This is a genomic window from Agrobacterium sp. 5Ca50, assembly GCF_055381905.1.
This window is the reverse complement of the sequence record NZ_AP026438.1, coordinates 1323625-1341070: the sequence shown is the minus strand read 5'-3', so window position 1 is coordinate 1341070 and position 17446 is coordinate 1323625. Positions and strand designations below refer to the sequence as shown.

Below are 17446 nucleotides of genomic sequence, written 5' to 3'. Positions count from 1 at the left end.
TTTTGGGAGGTTACGCGTTCGGCCAGTCGATAGGCTCTATCTCAGCCAAAAACGCTTCGACGGTTGGCTGAGGTCTCTGGCCGTTCATGACCTTGTCGAGCTCGGAATAGGCATAGGCCCAAACGCCATCGCGCCAGGCAACGAAGGCAAGCGCCTCTGCTGCCCACTGCGAATTGGTCGAATTGACATATGAAGCCATCGTTACGCCGTCGCGAAACTTCCGTTCGGTAGCAGTCGCATCGACTAACATCTGGATGGCCGCCTCGTAGTCTGTTTCAGTCGGCGTCTCAGCACGAACACCAAATGTTCTTGGAGCCATGGTCAATCCTTCCATTGGGCGACGACACCCGAAACGGTAATGTTCTTGTTGTTTGCAGTCCGGACGCGCCATTTCACATTTGATCCCGATGGCTGGGACGAGAGCTCGATGTCATTGTCCTCAAACATTCGAATGCCTGAGAAGCTGTTCGTCATGGAGAGGACAGATGCAGTCCACGTCGTGCCATTGTCTCGAGAGAACTCGCCGATCAAATCAACGTTGATTGTGAAAGCATCTGCGCCTTGTATCTGCAGTGCCATTCGACCAGATGAAGGCTGTGACATGGCAGGGTACGCTACAGAAACAAGCGTCATATTGTCTGGCACGCCAACCGTATTCAACGTGAGTTCGCCAATACCAACCGCAATGCCCCCACTTTGAACAGCGGACACATTGACCCTGTAATACTGGTAGGACGCAGGACTTGCGATCGTGAAAGACATGACTTGCCCATCGACCCAACTAGTCACGTCTGTTCTGGTGTCTAACGGCGTCCATGAGGATGCATCATTTGACCCCTCGAGCACCCATGATCTAGGTGACTGGTTTACCGACCCAGAACGACCGAGGATCGAATAGCTTCCGATCACCTTAGGTGATACGCCAAAGTTAACTTGAAGCCATCCAGAAGTTACGCTGTTGTTCGTGATCCACGACGTGGCGTTATTTCTGTCTCCCGCGTACCAAACCTGAAAGCCAGCGCCGGTATTAGTGTTGCTGGCAGTCATTGTCACACCAGACGTCGTTGCAGCGGTCATGGTTGGTATCTGGTTCAATCCACCTATTGTGGTTGGCACATACCAGTCGTTGACAGCATCGTAAGTCGCATTGGTTTTCGACAGAACACCGCTCTCATCATCGAACGCATCCGCGACACCACCAACCATTCCGAGGCGCTGGCCCTTCAAGTCGGCAATCTCGATTGCAAAGATAGCGTCGTTCGCACCACCAGATGGCGATGTGGCCAGCACATCAATGGCAGCCTGTACGGTTGCAGGATTGTCTTTCAGTCCAGCAACAGCGTTGTTGAACGTCGTCTCCAATGCAGTGATTGCAGCCTGCTTCAACTTCTTGCCGGAAGGACCATCAAAAGCAGGTCGGCCACCATCCGTTGCGCCGTTTGGCCCCTCCATGTCTCCAGGCACGCCAACTGGCAGGCCGAAGGTTATGGTGACTGCACCAGTACCGGTGGGCGTGACGTTCATGGCCACATCAGAGCCGGGCGGAAGCGTCTGGACAGGAGCGAAAGTAATATCGGTGTAAGGTCCGGTTTCACCGGTTGCGCCGGTGATGTAAGCCGGGTCTGTCCAGTCACCGGTGTCATTTGTCCGCTTCGTGTAAAGCGCCGAACGCCCATCGCCGATATCGGCTACGAGAACCGCAAAACCAGCTTCCTCTGCATCGTAAGCTGCGCGACCGGCAAGATCATCGACCAGGACATCATAATCCACGCCATTGATTAGCGATGTGCGCGTGACGGTCGACATAGTGCCAACGCCGGTGAAGATCGGGATAAGATCAGATCCGCCAGCAAGCGCTGCAAAGGCCTCAATGTTACCGTTGGCAAGAGATACAAGCAGACGACGAGTCGCCTCCTGCGCACCGACGATACGAGGCGTCAGTTGAATTTCGTAGGGAGCAGCCGTCTGACTATCACCCGGCCATTCATGCGCAAGTGTAAGTTCGGTATCACTGACAACGGCATCAATGCGAATAGCGATGCCGACATGCGTGCCAAACAGATCGCCAGCACGTAACGGCGACAGCTTCGGTTCATCGGACATCCAATAGGTGCCTTGCCCGATAACTGTCACAGAACCATTGCTGACAGTCGCCGTACCAACGCCGTAGCTGGTTGGGAAAGTATAATCAGCCATCGTTGCGCTCCGCCCTAGCCTTTTCTTCCATCTTCAATTCGGAAATCTCTTCTCTCAGAGCTTCATTCTGTGCGTTCAGAGCCTTGTTCGCCTGCGCCAAAATCAGGCAGCGGTCTCGCAGCATCTTTTCTCGCGTGAGCGCTTCATTCAGCGCCACATCGAGGTCGATGTTCGTTGTGGTTGACATAAGGTCAGTCCTTTTTGGGAAGCCCGAAAATGTAGTAGCGAATGCCGTAGAGCGGCGCCGGGTCGTATTCGCGCGTTATCGTGTTGTTGTTGTAATCGTTCGCCGTACTCCACAGAGCGAATGTCGGCGCGCCGCGATGCGTGTAGAATGTCGCGTCATTGTTGGTCAGCCTGCAGTAAGTGCTGTCACCACAGTTGAAGAGCGGTATTGTGATGCCGCCGCCTTTGGTCAGGCGACCGAGGGCAACACGCGGTTGCCGGACGGACTTGGATATCGTGATGCTGGAGCCTGATGTGGCGCCATGAACGGTGGTGTATTTCACCATTGGGAAGACATCGTTACCCGCATTATGGGTCACAGTGTACGCCTGAGACCCGTCAGTCACCGAAATGAAACCTTCCTTGATGATCTGCAAGCAAGGCCAGCGGCTATCAAGCACGATGTCTGCGAATGATGGATTAGCACCAGCACCAGGTCGCAACAGCTGCATGACCGGTTGGCCACCGATCTCGATCTGCCTAAAGACATCATTGTTGCCCGATGTCGCAGGAGTATTATCGAACGCATAGACAATGAAGCGGGCACGGCATGCAGCCCCTGCATTGAAATACAGCTTGCCGCCGCTGATCCAGTGCTCTCCACCGAACGAAAGATCCGTTGGCGACGCCGGATAATAGATGTCACTGCCGACGTAATAGTGCACATCGACCAGCGTTGACGCTGGCACTGCAAAGCCGATTTCGTATTCGCTGACGCCAGCATTCAGAGCAATGTCGTCAGCAGCAACCACCTTTGCCGGCCGATTGGCGCTGTCGAATGCCAGCTGCGTGCCCGTCGCCGTACGAGCATCAAATCCCGGCTTGGCAACCTTCAGGCTATCCTTGTTGATGATGATCGTATGCTGACCAGGCACAGGCGGTAACGGTGTCCCGTTCTGGACCGGCGTTTCGTCACCCGGCAAGTTCCAAACCGCCAGAGCAGACCCGAACGTCTCATCAGATCCTGAAGGTGTGGAAGGCGAGCAAAGCATTTCAGGAATGCCATTTACCGTACCAACCTGAAGCCTGAGAGAATTATTGTAGTTCTGGCACCAGCCATATTCAGCACTATTTGGCGGTGAGCGGCGCGTACCACGATCCTCATAACCACGGTAGGACACGATCATGCTGTTTTGCACAAACCGCCCATTCGTTTTACGGATCGGCTTCACCTCATGCAAAGGCAATGAATAGACCAGATTTGGAAACGCCGAGTTCCTATAGTAGTTCTTTTGCGCCGCTGAGTTAGTCTGATTGGAATAGTTGTCAGCACACCATTGGTAATTGCTCGGGCCGGAACCGGGAGGCCAATAGTACGTCGCGAACGATCCAAGTCCTAAAGAGCTATTCACCCCAGAATACAGCACCCGCACATCAGCAGCCCATTTGCTGTTGTAGTAGAACGCGCCGTATTCGTTATCCAAAATATCTTTTGGATTGCGGGGGCCCTTGGTGATTTTCACACAAGAGACACCCGCATAATCGATGCCGATCAGCGTTCTAACTGTCATGACGTTACAAGAATTCCGTTCTCGTCGATGATGACGCGGCCATTGCCGAAATTGATTGTACCGGCCAGCACCGTGCCGATGTTGGCAACAGCAAGCGTCAACTCGCCATCTTCAAACACAAACGGTTGCTGGATGTCCTGATCGTCACTGCTGATCATCAGGATCTGATCTGCCCGCAGGATGATGCGCGTCGTATCCTCAGGATCAACCGGCACATCCATGAGGAACGAAGCTGCTCGATACTCACCATCGTCGACCGCCGCCTCAATGCCATAACGTGCCGCATATCCTGCTGGAGCAGCAGCAACCGCCCATCGAATGTTGACCGTCGCAGCATTACCACCCATTGCAGCGGATAGTGTTTCCACTTTCCCTGCCACAGCAGAAATCTGCGTGACGGCAACCTCGACAACTTCAGTGTAGGATGCTTCAAGAGCCCCTGCCCTTGCCGTCAGCTCGCGCCGCAATTCCTGCTTGTCGAGGAATCCGACGTTGGCGTTCTCCTGCACATCGCCAAGCAGCTCCAACGCAGCTTCGAGTGCATTACGGCTGCTATTTGACAACCACCCGAGCATGTCGCCAACGCCGCTCAAATCGATATCGACGTAGACGTCCTTATCGGACAGCAGCACATTTGGCGTGATGACCGGGATGAAATCAGACCACAGCGTGACCCTGTCGCCATCCGGAATGTATCGGCCGCGAACGCCATAACTTTCGTTTGGCAGCAGGCTTTGCGAGATCAACATCGAACCAGCTTGAGGCTGGTCCGTGCGCCCTTCTGTCACTTTCTCAAGAGTTGCGAAGAGCTTGACTTCGTATTCGATGCCGATAACGTCATCAAGACGTCCGTCTGAATTGTCCCAAGTCAGTCGAATTGCAGGTCGCCGATCGACACCGAGATTGTCTTTGACAGTCGCAGGTTCAGCGAACCAGTCAACAATTGGCTGAGGCTGAGGCCTGATAACGCCAATGGCGCCATCAACTGGAGGCTGGAACTCAGCATCGCTGTCCCAGTCGTAGTCGGCAGGATCGACCTCAGTGATATCGATCATCACATCAAGGTTGGCACGGTCTGCAACACCGTCCACACGCATCAGCTTGTTGACGTAACCATTTCGGACCGACGTCCACTCGATCACTTCACCAGGAGTAACGTAAGGCCAAAACTTTGGCGGCAGAACAAGCGTGTGTCGGCGGAACCGGCGCGCCTCTTCCAGTGCCGACTTCATCAGACGCTGCACTTGTTCGGCGTATGGCACGAAGTCCAGAGGAACGTCAGCCATCAGGCGGCGGTTTCCGTCCTCAGCCTCAAGATCAGGCCGGTAGAGCGGCGGCGCTGTCTTGGTTACCCAGCCATCACTCTGTGATGGATAGGTCGCAGAGACGCCGTTGATCGTATCTGCTAAACCAAGGAAAGGAGTGAATTCCTGCTCTTCAGTCGAAAGAATATCCGCATCAGTGAACGAGACGACTGGTCCATCAGGCGTGCCGCAATGAAGCGTGTAAACCCCTCCAACTTCTGAAATCTTGCCTTGGCAGGCCGTCAGAAGCGCCTCAACAGCAGTCGAAATCTGCGCGTCGACATGTATCTCGCCGCCACTGCGATAAGTCGGTTCCAATCCAGACGCACCGAGGATAGTGGCGCGACACTTATTGATCTGCGCGATCCAGTTGGCCGCTGGCAACCGAGCTGCTGCAAGGTTCTGAAGGCCATAGAACCATTCGCCATTATAGCTCACGCCGCGAATGATGTTGTAAAGCTGGACAGCTGGTAAGCTATCGCCGTCACCGCCCCACGTCGAAGGATCAGACCACCGGTGCGAACCGACGCCGCCAGCTGTGCTGTCTTTTGTGATGTCGTACAGTTTGCGGCCTTGCAGGACGAACTTGAACGATGGAACACCTGAAAACACATTCTTGGACACGCGAGCCGTCACTACCGCGTAAGCTACGCCTCGACCAACGCGATTTGAATTCCACTGCCGCGAAGCGTTTGACGCGCCCATGGCCACGCCATCAGCGACAGTCTGCGTTCCATCATAAAAACGAACCCACAGGTTATCTGCGTAAACACCACCGCAATTAAGTCCGTATGCGCCATTGCCACCGAGAGCTACACGTTCGCCATTGACCCAGAACTCGGAGAGCGACGCGACCGGCAAGTCAGCAAGCGCAATAACCTGCGTGAGATAAGCATTTGGCGTATCGCCGTCCTTGCCCCACGTGTTCACCCATACCAATGATCCGGCTGTGGCGTATCGCCCAACGATGAACGATCTCGCCAAGTCACCGCCACCCTGCATGGTGCCATTGATAGCGAAGTTTTGGGCGGAACTCTGGCTGCCTGCTAGAGCCTGGCCAAGCAGGCTGACGCCAATACCGACAGCAGTCTTTAGAAGGAATGATCCTACAGCGCCGAGGCCACCAATGAACGCAGATACGCCACTGAAGAACGTGGCGATCCCAGTAAAAATAGCCATCGATTTCCTTTGAGAACCGCTAGATCAGCGGCTTCATGAAGTGAGTTTCGGCGGCTGCGTATCCGCGCCGCTCATAGATCTTGGAAACGTCGTTGCTAGCCAGCGAAGCCATGCCGATGGACACGCATGATGTTGATCTCGCCCAATCTTCGTATGCATCGAGCATGCGTAAGGCGCCGCGGCCACGTGCCGACGGTTCGATAAACCAGACTGTTTCTTTCGCGATACGACCGGCGCCAAATGGATGTTCAAAAGCAACAGCCATGAGGACACCTTGCGCTGGCTTGCCGACGACGAGGGCGCACGCGAACGGAGATGCTAAATGCTGCTGAAACAATTGATCTGCGCGTGCTGCTTCGAATGGGAACGTGAACCCAGCTGCGGCGTGACTTTCCTTAAGCAGCGCGACAACCCGTTCACGATCGCCGGGTTCAGCAAAACGCACGTCCATCAGAATATCCCGAGAAACTTTTTGCGCTTCTTTTGTGTAGCGACCTTGCCCTTTTCGCTACCCCAGAAGAATTCCCATTCCTGCACCGTCGCTGCGTCCTGAAAAAACGTGTCGGTTGGACTCCGCAGGACCTGTGTCGCATGACTACGCGTCGAAGGGTTGGCGCGCGTCATTTCCTGCGTGTGGCTAGCGCATATCAGCGTCACAGAACCCTCGGCATTTTCTGTCGGAGTTGTGATGTTGATATTGTCTACGAAGCCAACAAACCGGCATTCCGCTGGCGCCACCATTTGGCGGGTATCCGGATCAAAGAGGCCACGGTAAATCTCGACACGAGCCTGTCGGCAATCATATTCGCGTACCAGCTGTTCGACATGGTCACTGACTTGTGACATCCGGATATTGACGTTCTGGACAGAGAGATTGTTGACCAAAGGAATGTCATCTATTTGCACAAGCGTGCCTGACCCGTACCAATCCCGGGTAACAGGTAAACCCGTATCCGGATGAATGACGGCAGCCGAAATATTCCCGACATCCGACCACATGCCGTCAGTCACCGGCACACCTGTAGTGCGGTTACGAACAACGAGCCATAGAAAGTCGCGCGCCACCAGTTGCCGCGCCTCAAGCGCAGCAAGGTTCTCGGCAGAAATGTTACGCATTATCGGGCCTCTATTGCCTGAAATGAGATGACCGCTCGTCCAGTTTCTTTGTCAGATGTGGTCGACACCGAACCGGCAACCAGCCTCATGACGCAAGATGGTTTCACGAGAGCCACGGCGAGAGGCGCGGTTACACCAGGCCATAGATGCGGTCGAACTTCGAACTGGGCAGTGTATCCAGTGGCATCTGCAACGGCAGGCTCCATGACCATGTGAAGGTCGTTCGTGCCTATCTGGATGTAGTCGCCGACCGAAACTCGATATCCCAGCGGGAGATCGTGCAACGAGATCGACTTGCGATTTGCGTTGATCGTGGTCAGTTCGGCGTCGCCGTCGAAAGCATCACCCGTCGGCCAGCTACCATTCGGGTAGGCAATCGGATAACAGCGGGATTTCGGGAATGCGCGGAATGTCTTAAGCACTCCTTCGAGACTCATGAGCCGAGCGCGCCAATAGTCCAGTTCGTTCGGTCGCAACGACTTTGATTGGGCTGTCATTTTCCACAGTGGAGACCCGAGATCCTTCGCAATCGTTTGTCCGCCAGCAGTCCGCGAATACTCTTGACGCCACATCGGCTCAAACTCAGTCGTCCAACCCGGGAACTCGTCGAAGAATGAAGTTGGGAGTGGATATGTAATTGTCATCAGGTTTTCCTGATGTTGCGCCGATTAGCTGATCGGATAACCTTTTCGACACGCTTAGCAAACGAAGCCTCAATTTCATCTATCCTGATCTTGAGATCTGACAACCGCACCGGTTTGGAACCATCTTCCGCGCTCAATGATCCAGCCACGACTGAGCCTAGATTGAGCGCCAAGAAACCACTCGGTGGAGCATCTACAACCCATCTAACGTTGACTGTATTCGGGTCGCGATACTTGCCAATAAACTCAAGCAGTCCAGCAACTGTGCCGACAGCCTTGTGGTTGATTTCAACAAGAGGCTCGCCATCTTCGTTTACGCTGCATCCGACAGAAATAGAGTTCTCGCTGTATTCACTGCTTTGTACGACTTTAGTCATGGTGGACTCCTACCTGCGGACGCGCTTTGATGCCGACGCAACCGTTCATTGTTGGGGGATTTTATGAGCGAAAAAGGAACTATCCAGGTCGGATCAACCGTGCGACTAAAGCTTGAAGACAACGGCTGGAAGCTTGATGTTGCCCACAATCCTCAGGGATTTAGCGGCCGACATGGGACATTCGAAACTCTCGAGGAAGCAGTCGAATGGATCAACCAGACCTACGATTGGAAGCGGGGCTAATCACCCCAACTTCACGTTTCGTTTTTGTGCCGATCTAACGGCCGCTTCGACGCGACCCTGCATCTCAGCTCCCTGTTTGGCGACGACCTGCTCAAGCCTTGCAACAGCAGCAGAATCAGCTCCTCGCGCGTCGATGACGGGCGCGTAATTAACTCTCACAGCATTATCGTTCGCTGGCCGTATGTTCGGTATTGCTGGAACGGATACTCCGACCGGACCACCATTCGCATAGCCATTGCGCAGTGCTTCAACCATGCCAACACCGCCCGCACGCGCTACGTCAGCCTGAGACCAAACCACTTCGCCTTTATGAACGATACCTGCCGGCTCATACTTGCCGCCTGCACCGGTATAGCCACCAGATGAGAAGCCCAAAGCCTTAAACATACCGGTCAACCAACCGTTGCCACCAGAAGCAGATTTACCGCCGAACAGGCTGTCAAACGCACTGTTTAGCGCGAGGTCTGCAAACTTTTGGGCGAGGTTAGAGAGTGCATCGCTAAGGCTGGACGTGCCTTTCAGTACGTCGACGAATCCTGACCGGGCTGTGTCATAGAACTCACTGGCACTGCTTTGCGTCTGCTGTTGCTGATCGGCTAGTTTCCGCAGTTCTTCTGCCTGCCTTGCATAAGCCGCCGCCTCTTTTTCGATGGCTGCGATTTTATCCGGCGACAGTTGAATATTGCTGAGGTCGGTTTGACCCTTCTTACGCGCCTCTTCTCGAAGATCAGCAAGTGCTTTTTGCTCTAGGTCCAATGCGGCCCTACGCTTGATTTGCTCCTCATTGGACAGGCCGATGAGGTTCATTTCTTGACGCAAGGCTTCAGTCCGGTCGCGGATTGCCTGCAGATCTTCAGCAAAACGATCCGATGCAGTCTTTTGCGGTGTCTTTGTTCGCTTCGCTGCACCAAATCCACGATTTTTCGCTGTGTCGAGATCAGATGGACGTCGTTCTGGAGTGGGTCCAAATTCAGGCGTCATGAAGCCTGGGTTTTGAATGTTGTCAGCCCACGGAGGTGCGTTGGTCTCTAGCTTTCCTGAATTTGAATTGTAGCTGCGCCAGGTGGTAATATCAGTCATGCGCGAAGCTGCGTCATTGACCTTTTGGACATTGCCAGCAGCAACTAGAGCAGATGCAGCGAGATCATCAAAGCTTGATGCAAAATCAGAGGTCGCCCGCAAGCCTGTACTATTGATCGCCGCGGCTAGCGCGTTCTGGACCTTCTCAACTTCCTCAGTCTGAACCTTGCCTTCCTTCGCAGCTTCTGCAAAGTCTGAGAAAGCAGTTTGAAGGTTCCTTACTACCTCGTACTTTTCACCGGCGAGATCAAACTGACCCAACAAATCCGCAAATGATACAGAAGCTTTATCAATCTCTGATCTTACGTCCGCCAACGTTTTGGCGTTTAGAATTTCGATGCCTTTTTTGAGATCGGCACCGCTCTGCGCCCGTTTTAACTCATCAGAGTATTCACGTAGCGCTGGAACCGCATCGCCCCACCTCTCAGCTACAGCAGAAATTAGTGCAGCCTGCTCTTTCAACACCTCAGCCGATTTGTCGCCTTCGCTCATAATGGTGGCGAAATACTGAAACGCAGCCGTACCGGCGGCAATTACGCCGATCGTGACAAGCGATAGTGGAGATATGACCGACGTAAAAGCGCTCGCCAGCCCCTTGCCTACCCCTTGGCCAGAATCCTTGAGTTGCTGCAACACTGCCGAAAGCTGAGTGCCCTGTTGAAGGGCAATCTGTATCGGCGACATGCCCATAGCGGCCGTGACACCGATATCCTGAAACTGGGCTGCGATGTTGGCCGTATTGAAACTGCTTGGGCTAGAAGCGCGCGCCGCGAGAGCGGCATTTCTACCCTTGATGGCCGCTGTCGAAGCAAGTGCGGCTTGGCGCTCACGCTGAATGGCAGACGCCATTTCGTTCGCTGAAATGGCGCCGACTGCGTGCGCCTGCCTGATGTCGGCAACGGCCGTTTTGTAATTGGAGATGGTGGAGAATAGCGGGCTATACTTGGCACGAAGGCGATCAAGCTCTTTCTGCTGATCAGCTAATGCTCCGTTCCATTCTTTTGCGGCCGCCGTCCCAATGCCAACCATATTGTTGATGCGGTCTTGCATCGAGGATGTAAGAGAATTGTTTATCGACTTGCCGGTAGCGGCAAATCTCTTTTCAATCCCACTGGATGCCTGCCCGACATCAGAAACCAGCCTATTCAGCGCCCGCTTGACGGTTGCAAGGTCGGTGCTGATTGAGATAATCAGGTCATCACTATTGTTGCCGGCCAAGTCGGTTTCCTAACGTGGAAAAGCCCGCAACTAGGCGAGCCGGGAGTTATGCAATGGCGATTTTTTCGACAGTGCGTCAAACAGCAGCGTTAGCCGCGATGCTATTGTTGTGCGCGTTTGGGGGAGCATTTGCGCAGGTCCGAACACCGCCAAGCATCCCCAATGAGGAGGATGCGGAGGCAGTAAAAGTCGAGCGGTGTCGTCTGTCGTTAAGCCCGATCTACGCTTGGCAGTTGGGAGACGCGAAGCGGTTACGCGACTGGTGCCGCCAGAATGGCTACATCACGTACGAGGAACAGCTCCGCGCCGAAGGTTGAGCCAATCTAACCACCGTATTTCTTGAATAACTCGTCGATCTCCTCCGCAGATGGAGGATCAACAGTGTCTTTCACGCCATTTGCCTCGGCTTTGCCCGCCGCTGCGAGCGTGAACTCTGTCAATGTGCAATGCCAGAATATTGCGGGCGTCCAACCGAGCCCGCCGAACGCGACTTTCTGCCAGTCGCGCCAAGGGAAAGCTTTTTCTATGCCGCCTTTGCGACGGCTACCTCGTTTCCCGGTTCATCCTCATCAAAATGATGGGACAGCGCGTCGGAGATTGCCTTTGCCACTGAGCCAAAGTGCTTGAGCTTCAGCGTTCCAATGGCTTTCTCTTTGTCGCCATTCACCGTCAGGAGATCAAGCGCCGCAACTGTCGCTGCCGGCTCTACGCCAGACAGCCGCAAAAAGAGATCTGACATGCTTTTGCACGAGAGGCGTGTTGAAACAGCTGCTAGGCCGCCCATTTCGGCAGCAATAACGAGTGGAACACTCCCAACCCAAAGACCTACCTCGCCGCGGGCTCCATTGACCTCAAGCGGAAAAGGTTTTTCAGCATCAGTCAAATTACGCCTCCGCTACGAACGCGAGAACACCAGCCGCTACAAACGTGGCATTGAAGTCCATGTTGCCTTCCATCTCGCCACTGAATTCGAATTCAGAAACGAACCAAGGGCCGGTATAAGTGCCGAGACCTGGCACGATAACCTTGGCGTTGAACTTTGTGGCGTCGTTGACATGCTCCATGAACGCAGTGTTGGACGCGCTCTTTACGAACTTGCCAGAACCAGAGAACGTACGGTTTTTGATGCCGGGTTCAGCTGTTTTCTGCGGTGTGTTTTCTGGGTTTTCGCAGTCCGTGATAGTCGTGTCGACTTCATTAGCGGACATATTGAAACTGCGTGTCGTAAGTCCGCACAGATTTGCAAAGACTTCAGTTGGGGTCGCGCCATTACCAATCTGGATGAGTAGCGTGCGACCAATCTGCTGACCGTCGGGCATGATTGTACCTCAAATTTTGGGATTTTGGGCCGCTAGGCCGTTTCGACGTATGCGACGAATTCGGCGATGCCGTGCGTCGTGACTTCGTCAGGGTCTTTAAAGTGACGGGTATTCTGCCGCGTGATGGATATCAGCCTATGGGAAGGCAGAACCAACGGCGCCTCATCAAGAGCCTCCACGACCTCGTCGATGACTTCCTTCAGCTCCTTGAAACCTGCGGAATACTGCGACCAAACGTGGATGGTGACGTAGATTAGGTTCGACTTAAGGCAGGTGACATCATCACGGATCACCTGGCTTTCGCCGTATTCGACATATGGAAAAACTGCGTTCGTAGGTGGTCTATCGTAAATGCGCTGAGAGACTTTGGCAGTCAGACCGCCTCGTGCTTTCAATCGCGCAACGATTACTCCCTGCAACTCAAGATCGGGACTTGCCATTATTTTTTCATGGCCTCCCTTACTCCGCGCCACACCGCATCGTTGATTTTCTTCTTCGCCTTAGCTCTGAGTGATCGCCAAATCGGAAAGATGTGCGGCTGTGCTCTTGTCCCGGGATGGAGACGCGCGCCTTTTTGCTGCTTCTTGCCAGCAACGGTTCCACCGCCCTTGGCGACGTTGTGAGGCTTGGTGCCAAATTCCAGAAAGTGCCAAATCCACGCTGCGAAAATACCGGTGGCATCCGGATCTTTGCTGGCCGACGTTCCAACCATCGCTTTGGCGTTTGGTCGATCTGCAATGCGAGCGCCTTGAATGGATGCTGCATAGTCGCCAGAAGTGGCGCTGTTACTAAATGGTGCTCTGTCGGATATCTTCTCGGCAGCTTCCTCAGCTATTTGGATTTTAGCCTCGGCAGCATACTTATTCGCCAGTGGAGCGACTTCGTTTAGCTTCTTGGTCAAAGCCTCACGTCCGAGCACTCGAGCCTTGATCATGATGCCTCACCTTCGACCACCATGAGCTCAATCCACTGGTTTCGCTCATCGATATTCACGGCAGTCTTGATGGCATACACGGCGCCGGTGCGTTTATTGCGAGCCCGCCAAGCCGAGGTAATCGAGCGTGTGCGCTCGTTGCTGCGAATGGTCATAGTGAACGGCTGGATGCCTTGGAGACGACTGGCGATGACAGGTTCACTGCCAGTGCGTGGCTGCAACCTAGCTGCCTCAATGAACTGCTCAGCAAAACCGATAATCACGCCGCCGTAACCGTCATCGCCCTCAACTTCACTCTCGAAGCCGATGCGCTCACTGAGCGCGCCTGCGCCCGCTCTCTTGCGTGGTGGCATTCGGTCTGTCCTTCGTGGGAGTAGCAGCCTTTGCGGCAACAGCTGCCGCCGCACACGCGCGTGTTACGTTGAAGACGCCCGGTTGATACGCCACAGTGAAACCCGGCTGGCGCCAATCGAATGGCTTTTCAAAGCGCAACCACATGATCAGCCTCGCCAGTTCCGGTGAGGCATCAGCAGCGATTGCGAAGCCAGCGGCACTTCCACCAGATTGCCTTCTGAAACATCTTCGCGATGCTCGTACCAGTGGCCGATCATCAAAAGGATGGCATGCTTGATGCCTGGCGGTACTGTTGCGTATCCAGCTGTGAACTTGATCCGAACACTCTCCGGCTCGCGAACTACGCTTGGCCAGGAGTTTCCAACAGCGGGTACAATGTGGGCAGGTTGTGTCGACCCCACCCCAAAAGTACGAAAACCTGATAGGTTCGTCACCGTGCCATCGCTGGCCGTAAACTCGACGCTATCAACAGATTTCAATGGCGCTAGCGGAATGTAAATTCGACCTGCATGGCCGTACTCGTCGGAGCATGGAAAGCGATCCAGATTGAATTGCCATTCTTGCTCGCAGATGGCCCTTCCGAGCCATCCGTCGGCGCCGTCAATAAGGCCAGTCGCTGTCGAAACCAAAGCTTCGATGTAAGCGTCTTCGTCGTCGTGAAACACACGCAGATGAGACTTAGCTTCAGCCAGTGACACGACTGGCTCGGCCGGAGGCGTCACTAGCTTAAGCATGATTACTTGCCCCGCTTCTTGACAGGTTCGACCGGCAGAAGATCCTGCGTCACAGGCTCAACCGGGAGAGTTTCTGGCTCTGGCTCGACGACCGGCTCAGGGACGGCCTCAATCACTGGCTCTGGTTCTGGTTCCGGCGTTGGCTCTGGTGTCGGCTCAGGCTCTGGGCTAGGTTCTGCTGGAGGTTCCATCGGATCGAGATCCACAAACCCCTCAGTCACCAGTCCGTCAGTCGATGCGCCAAAGTCACGGTTGTCACCTGGAACCAAGCTCTCAACCGTGAAGCCGTCCGACGCGAAGTAGAACGGCTTGAGAACGACCGGCATTAGGCCACCGGCGCGAGGTTCGCGTGGCCGCCGATTACGACAGCGTCAGCCGCGATGGACGTGCCAGAGTTCAGCGTCAGCACTGGGCGAATGTATCGCTTCGTACCCTTATAGCCGACCTTGATCGCAGAACTCGCGACGAGTGCAGTTGGGAACGTGCCGAGCAAGTCACCAGCAGCAACATCAGTCCAAGCTGCGTTGTCGTCGGATTCCTGCAGCTTTGGTGTGAAGTTGCCAGAACCTGCAATCGCGCCGGTGTTGATTACCACTGTGGCGGAATTGTAAGGGCGCAGGTCAGCACCGGTGCCATTGGTAGTTGCCGTGAGGACGGCGGGAGCAATCGACGCAATAACGCCGATATTTGAAAAGAGATCGCGTTTAGCCATATGGCCTAACTCCTATCGTAGAGGGAAACGGGGCGCTTTTGGCGCCCCTGATGATTAGGCCGAAGTGACCAGCAGTTTGACTGCCTCGAAGTTCACGACATCACCGCCGACACGACGACGGTTGTAGAACTTGATCCAAGGCTTAGCGGTCAGGTTGTCACGCAGAAGTGTGATGCCCAGGCGATCGACAATCGTGTAAGCAGCCTTGAAGTCACCGAATGCAACAGACAGCGAGCTCGCTGCAACAGACGGCATATCTTCACAACGGTTTACAGTGAAGCCGAGGATCGTCGCAGGCTGACCGCCTCTAACGTCGCCCATCTGCCAGAGGTAGTTACCCTGACCGTCCTTAAGTTTCATGACGTCGCGAACAGTGGTGCGCTTCATCAGGAAGTTGGCGTTCTGGGTATAAAAGTCCTTCAGGGAGAACACGAGATTATAGAGCGAGTCCGATGTGATCGAAGTGGATCCACCAGACGCGATCTGCTCAATTCGACCATTCTCGAGGTGGCCATCGGCACCGGAGGTAGCCCAGTTTGCATAAGTCAGAAGACCGCGCGGCTGGTTTGATCCAGAGCCTGTGAAGAATGCCGTCGCCTCGATGCGACCCATGCGTTCGCCGACCTTGTTGGCAACCCACGCCTCGATATCGAGACCGGCATCTTCCAGCATGTTCTGGGTAACGCGAGGCTCAACGAACATCTCGTGGGCGAAAATCTTCGACACGCCGATCTGCGAAGTCGATGTCTCCGTTGGACCTTGAGTTTCACCCACCCAGCCGCCGAAACCGAACTCGCCTTCGTCGCGGGGAATTTCGAGCTCCTTGCCGCCGATTGTCTCGACCGTTGCAAGAGCACGAAGATTGGAGGTCTCGTAGACGCGAGAGATAATGCGGCTCGAAACGGTTTTCGGAACGAGGTAACCCCCGTCAGGATCGGAGCCAGTCTGCATTGCGGCTTGAACCGAAACCGGCATGCCCGCATCGTTTCGTGCGCGCATGTAGGAACCGAAGGATGCTGCGTAAGCGGCGTATGCTTCTTCGTCGGCAACGATCTCGGTATTGATGCCAAGCTTACCGGCATTGGCCAGCTTTGCCTTAGCAAACTCAAATGCGGCCTTTGCATCGGCGGCACCTTCGTCACCAGACCAACCGCCAGCGTTCGGACGCTTCATGATCGCGTCGAGCTTTTCGACGTTGTCATTTGCGGCCTGTAGACCTTTTTCAAGGGCAAGGTGTTTGGTTTCGATAGATGCGGCCAGCTTGTCGATCTTTTCGGCAGTGATGGTGTCCACCTTCTTGCCGGATGCGTCAATTTCATCGCGCATCGCCTTCAGCTCGCGCTGCGTATTGTCGTTCAGCGCCTTAACGTCGTGGCCAAACTTCTTGATGTCAGCCGTAATCTGTTCGGCGACCTGTGCAGTAATGGTCATTTGACCTCCTGATTGAATGAAGCCGATACGGCACGAACGGCCTCGGCAAGTGCTGTGAAATCGACTTTGTCGCCAGCGTCCTGCTTGGTCGGTTCGTCGCTTGTTTCAACCTCGCGCAAAGCTGCGCGGGCCTTGGATCGTGACCACCCAGCGTCCTGCGTGAGTGCTCGTTCCATGTCTCGTTTGGTTGGTGCTTCGTCGTTGCTGTCTTCACGCCATTTCAGCGCGTCTGGGACGGAGCCGAAGACGGATAGATCAAACCGGGCCTTAGGATCGGCCGTGGCCGCTTCTGCAGTGGCAAAACCAGCATCAACAGCTTCCTTTGCGGTGAGCCATGTTTCGTCATCCATCCACGTCTTGATCTGGCGGATACCGGTATTCGTGCGGGCCGCGTAAGTGCGGGCCAATGCGTCATCGATCTTTGTGAGCGTGCCGACGACATCAGAAAAGTCGTGTCGGTTGCCCACTCCGATGGTCCACGCATTGTGGATCATGAAGAACGCGTTCTCAGCGATAGTGATCTCGTCGCCAGCCATCGCGATGATTGATGCAATCGATGCCGCCAGGCCGACGACCTCGACCTTCACCTTGCCATCGTAGGCAAGAAGGTCGTTGTAAATCGCAATCCCATCGAACACATCACCGCCCGGTGAGTTGATGCGGAGCGTGATGTCTCCAGTTGCCTCTCGCAAGCGGCTGCGGAATGATCGAGCATTGGTGCCCCAGTATCCAATCTCGTCGTAGAGATCGATAATGGTGCCATTGCCCTCAGTTTTAGCTTCAAACTTTGTCCCGACGGCGCGCGCAAAAAAGCGATCGCGACGCTCGCCAGCGAGTGGCGAACCGACGTCAATTTTATCCATTATGGA

Annotated in this window: 23 protein-coding genes; 2 read left to right on the top strand and 21 right to left on the bottom strand. The window is 54.6% G+C overall.

What is annotated here, in order from left to right:
• Positions 1-10 precede the first annotated feature (10 nt).
• Genes ACZ5FM_RS06405 through ACZ5FM_RS06365 form a run of 9 tightly spaced genes read right to left on the bottom strand, consistent with a single transcriptional unit; the run spans position 11 to position 8552 of the window.
• Positions 11-319 (bottom strand): hypothetical protein, encoded by a 309-nt coding sequence (locus ACZ5FM_RS06405; RefSeq protein WP_464040035.1) that lies wholly within the window; start codon positions 317-319, stop codon positions 11-13.
• 2 nt (positions 320-321) lie between these two features.
• Positions 322-2196: a discoidin domain-containing protein gene (locus ACZ5FM_RS06400; RefSeq protein WP_464040034.1), complete on the bottom strand. Its 1875-nt coding sequence runs from the start codon at positions 2194-2196 to the stop codon at positions 322-324.
• Complete coding sequence (locus tag ACZ5FM_RS06395) at positions 2189-2383, bottom strand: hypothetical protein (RefSeq protein ID WP_464040033.1); 195 nt, start codon at positions 2381-2383, stop codon at positions 2189-2191. Before ACZ5FM_RS06395 ends, ACZ5FM_RS06400 begins: the two co-directional genes overlap by 8 nt.
• 4 nt (positions 2384-2387) lie before the next feature.
• Positions 2388-3932: a hypothetical protein gene (locus ACZ5FM_RS06390; RefSeq protein WP_464040032.1), complete on the bottom strand. Its 1545-nt coding sequence runs from the start codon at positions 3930-3932 to the stop codon at positions 2388-2390.
• The gene (locus tag ACZ5FM_RS06385) at positions 3929-6415 is read right to left on the bottom strand and encodes a phage tail protein (protein ID WP_464040031.1); all 2487 of its coding nucleotides are present in this window, start codon (positions 6413-6415) and stop codon (positions 3929-3931) included. Before ACZ5FM_RS06385 ends, ACZ5FM_RS06390 begins: the two co-directional genes overlap by 4 nt.
• Before the next feature lie 19 nt (positions 6416-6434).
• Positions 6435-6866, bottom strand: coding sequence for a GNAT family N-acetyltransferase (locus tag ACZ5FM_RS06380; protein WP_464040029.1), 432 nt, complete (start codon positions 6864-6866; stop codon positions 6435-6437).
• The gene (locus tag ACZ5FM_RS06375) at positions 6866-7531 is read right to left on the bottom strand and encodes a hypothetical protein (protein WP_464040028.1); all 666 of its coding nucleotides are present in this window, start codon (positions 7529-7531) and stop codon (positions 6866-6868) included. Before ACZ5FM_RS06375 ends, ACZ5FM_RS06380 begins: the two co-directional genes overlap by 1 nt.
• Positions 7531-8175, bottom strand: coding sequence for a hypothetical protein (locus ACZ5FM_RS06370; protein ID WP_464040027.1), 645 nt, complete (start codon positions 8173-8175; stop codon positions 7531-7533). Before ACZ5FM_RS06370 ends, ACZ5FM_RS06375 begins: the two co-directional genes overlap by 1 nt.
• Positions 8175-8552: a hypothetical protein gene (locus tag ACZ5FM_RS06365; RefSeq protein ID WP_464040025.1), complete on the bottom strand. Its 378-nt coding sequence runs from the start codon at positions 8550-8552 to the stop codon at positions 8175-8177. Before ACZ5FM_RS06365 ends, ACZ5FM_RS06370 begins: the two co-directional genes overlap by 1 nt.
• 63 nt (positions 8553-8615) lie before the next feature.
• On the opposite strand from ACZ5FM_RS06365, the gene ACZ5FM_RS06360 reads away from it, so the two are divergent.
• Positions 8616-8795: a hypothetical protein gene (locus ACZ5FM_RS06360; protein WP_464040024.1), complete on the top strand. Its 180-nt coding sequence runs from the start codon at positions 8616-8618 to the stop codon at positions 8793-8795.
• Here the strand turns inward: ACZ5FM_RS06360 and ACZ5FM_RS06355 are convergent, their stop codons facing one another.
• Positions 8796-11093, bottom strand: a complete 2298-nt coding sequence (locus ACZ5FM_RS06355; protein WP_464040022.1) for a phage tail length tape measure family protein — start codon at positions 11091-11093, stop codon at positions 8796-8798. It lies immediately after the preceding gene.
• A gap of 53 nt (positions 11094-11146) precedes the next feature.
• Between ACZ5FM_RS06355 and ACZ5FM_RS06350 the strand changes: the two genes are divergently transcribed.
• Entirely contained in the window at positions 11147-11410 is a 264-nt protein-coding gene (locus tag ACZ5FM_RS06350) for a hypothetical protein (RefSeq protein ID WP_464040021.1), read from the top strand.
• Positions 11411-11416: 6 nt separating this feature from the next.
• Here ACZ5FM_RS06350 and ACZ5FM_RS06345 read toward each other — a convergent pair whose 3' ends face one another.
• The 11 genes from ACZ5FM_RS06345 to ACZ5FM_RS06295 all read right to left on the bottom strand — a co-directional run bounded on the left by ACZ5FM_RS06345 (position 11417) and on the right by ACZ5FM_RS06295 (position 17440).
• Entirely contained in the window at positions 11417-11620 is a 204-nt protein-coding gene (locus ACZ5FM_RS06345) for a phage tail assembly chaperone (protein ID WP_464040433.1), read from the bottom strand.
• A complete protein-coding gene (locus ACZ5FM_RS06340; protein ID WP_464040020.1) occupies positions 11617-11976 on the bottom strand; it encodes a hypothetical protein in 360 nt (119 codons plus the stop codon). Before ACZ5FM_RS06340 ends, ACZ5FM_RS06345 begins: the two co-directional genes overlap by 4 nt.
• A gap of 1 nt (position 11977) precedes the next feature.
• Positions 11978-12412, bottom strand: coding sequence for a phage tail tube protein (locus tag ACZ5FM_RS06335; RefSeq protein ID WP_464040019.1), 435 nt, complete (start codon positions 12410-12412; stop codon positions 11978-11980).
• Positions 12413-12444: 32 nt separating this feature from the next.
• Complete coding sequence (locus ACZ5FM_RS06330) at positions 12445-12852, bottom strand: DUF3168 domain-containing protein (protein WP_464040018.1); 408 nt, start codon at positions 12850-12852, stop codon at positions 12445-12447.
• A complete protein-coding gene (locus tag ACZ5FM_RS06325; protein WP_464040017.1) occupies positions 12852-13346 on the bottom strand; it encodes an HK97 gp10 family phage protein in 495 nt (164 codons plus the stop codon). Before ACZ5FM_RS06325 ends, ACZ5FM_RS06330 begins: the two co-directional genes overlap by 1 nt.
• Positions 13343-13699, bottom strand: a complete 357-nt coding sequence (locus tag ACZ5FM_RS06320) for a phage head closure protein (RefSeq protein ID WP_464040016.1) — start codon at positions 13697-13699, stop codon at positions 13343-13345. The genes ACZ5FM_RS06325 and ACZ5FM_RS06320 overlap by 4 nt, the downstream gene beginning before the upstream one ends.
• Before the next feature lie 147 nt (positions 13700-13846).
• Positions 13847-14434 (bottom strand): head-tail connector protein, encoded by a 588-nt coding sequence (locus tag ACZ5FM_RS06315; protein ID WP_464040015.1) that lies wholly within the window; start codon positions 14432-14434, stop codon positions 13847-13849.
• A 2-nt stretch (positions 14435-14436) separates the two neighbouring features.
• Complete coding sequence (locus tag ACZ5FM_RS06310) at positions 14437-14760, bottom strand: hypothetical protein (protein ID WP_464040014.1); 324 nt, start codon at positions 14758-14760, stop codon at positions 14437-14439.
• Positions 14760-15146, bottom strand: a complete 387-nt coding sequence (locus ACZ5FM_RS06305) for a hypothetical protein (protein ID WP_464040013.1) — start codon at positions 15144-15146, stop codon at positions 14760-14762. Before ACZ5FM_RS06305 ends, ACZ5FM_RS06310 begins: the two co-directional genes overlap by 1 nt.
• A 54-nt stretch (positions 15147-15200) precedes the next feature.
• Positions 15201-16577 carry a phage major capsid protein gene (locus ACZ5FM_RS06300; protein ID WP_464040012.1) on the bottom strand — a complete coding sequence of 459 codons (1377 nt, stop codon included), beginning with the start codon at positions 16575-16577 and terminating at the stop codon, positions 15201-15203.
• Positions 16574-17440, bottom strand: coding sequence for a head maturation protease, ClpP-related (locus tag ACZ5FM_RS06295; protein ID WP_464040011.1), 867 nt, complete (start codon positions 17438-17440; stop codon positions 16574-16576). Before ACZ5FM_RS06295 ends, ACZ5FM_RS06300 begins: the two co-directional genes overlap by 4 nt.
• Positions 17441-17446 lie beyond the last annotated feature (6 nt).

Bases quoted from the DNA above. Each gene is read 5' to 3' on its own strand.
- ACZ5FM_RS06295 (WP_464040011.1), bottom strand. From the start codon at position 17,440: ATGGATAAAATTGACGTCGGTTCGCCACTCGCTGGCGAGCGTCGCGAT.
- ACZ5FM_RS06365 (WP_464040025.1), bottom strand. From the start codon at position 8,552: ATGACTAAAGTCGTACAAAGCAGTGAATACAGCGAGAACTCTATTTCT.
- ACZ5FM_RS06335 (WP_464040019.1), bottom strand. From the start codon at position 12,412: ATGCCCGACGGTCAGCAGATTGGTCGCACGCTACTCATCCAGATTGGT.
- ACZ5FM_RS06375 (WP_464040028.1), bottom strand. From the start codon at position 7,531: ATGCGTAACATTTCTGCCGAGAACCTTGCTGCGCTTGAGGCGCGGCAA.
- ACZ5FM_RS06370 (WP_464040027.1), bottom strand. From the start codon at position 8,175: ATGACAATTACATATCCACTCCCAACTTCATTCTTCGACGAGTTCCCG.
- ACZ5FM_RS06310 (WP_464040014.1), bottom strand. From the start codon at position 14,760: ATGCCGGTCGTTCTCAAGCCGTTCTACTTCGCGTCGGACGGCTTCACG.
- ACZ5FM_RS06350 (WP_464040021.1), top strand. From the start codon at position 11,147: ATGGCGATTTTTTCGACAGTGCGTCAAACAGCAGCGTTAGCCGCGATG.
- ACZ5FM_RS06320 (WP_464040016.1), bottom strand. From the start codon at position 13,699: ATGCCACCACGCAAGAGAGCGGGCGCAGGCGCGCTCAGTGAGCGCATC.
- ACZ5FM_RS06405 (WP_464040035.1), bottom strand. From the start codon at position 319: ATGGCTCCAAGAACATTTGGTGTTCGTGCTGAGACGCCGACTGAAACA.
- ACZ5FM_RS06380 (WP_464040029.1), bottom strand. From the start codon at position 6,866: ATGGACGTGCGTTTTGCTGAACCCGGCGATCGTGAACGGGTTGTCGCG.
- ACZ5FM_RS06315 (WP_464040015.1), bottom strand. From the start codon at position 14,434: ATGCTTAAGCTAGTGACGCCTCCGGCCGAGCCAGTCGTGTCACTGGCT.
- ACZ5FM_RS06325 (WP_464040017.1), bottom strand. From the start codon at position 13,346: ATGATCAAGGCTCGAGTGCTCGGACGTGAGGCTTTGACCAAGAAGCTA.
- ACZ5FM_RS06395 (WP_464040033.1), bottom strand. From the start codon at position 2,383: ATGTCAACCACAACGAACATCGACCTCGATGTGGCGCTGAATGAAGCG.
- ACZ5FM_RS06360 (WP_464040024.1), top strand. From the start codon at position 8,616: ATGAGCGAAAAAGGAACTATCCAGGTCGGATCAACCGTGCGACTAAAG.
- ACZ5FM_RS06390 (WP_464040032.1), bottom strand. From the start codon at position 3,932: ATGACAGTTAGAACGCTGATCGGCATCGATTATGCGGGTGTCTCTTGT.
- ACZ5FM_RS06330 (WP_464040018.1), bottom strand. From the start codon at position 12,852: ATGGCAAGTCCCGATCTTGAGTTGCAGGGAGTAATCGTTGCGCGATTG.
- ACZ5FM_RS06300 (WP_464040012.1), bottom strand. From the start codon at position 16,577: ATGACCATTACTGCACAGGTCGCCGAACAGATTACGGCTGACATCAAG.
- ACZ5FM_RS06400 (WP_464040034.1), bottom strand. From the start codon at position 2,196: ATGGCTGATTATACTTTCCCAACCAGCTACGGCGTTGGTACGGCGACT.
- ACZ5FM_RS06385 (WP_464040031.1), bottom strand. From the start codon at position 6,415: ATGGCTATTTTTACTGGGATCGCCACGTTCTTCAGTGGCGTATCTGCG.
- ACZ5FM_RS06305 (WP_464040013.1), bottom strand. From the start codon at position 15,146: ATGGCTAAACGCGATCTCTTTTCAAATATCGGCGTTATTGCGTCGATT.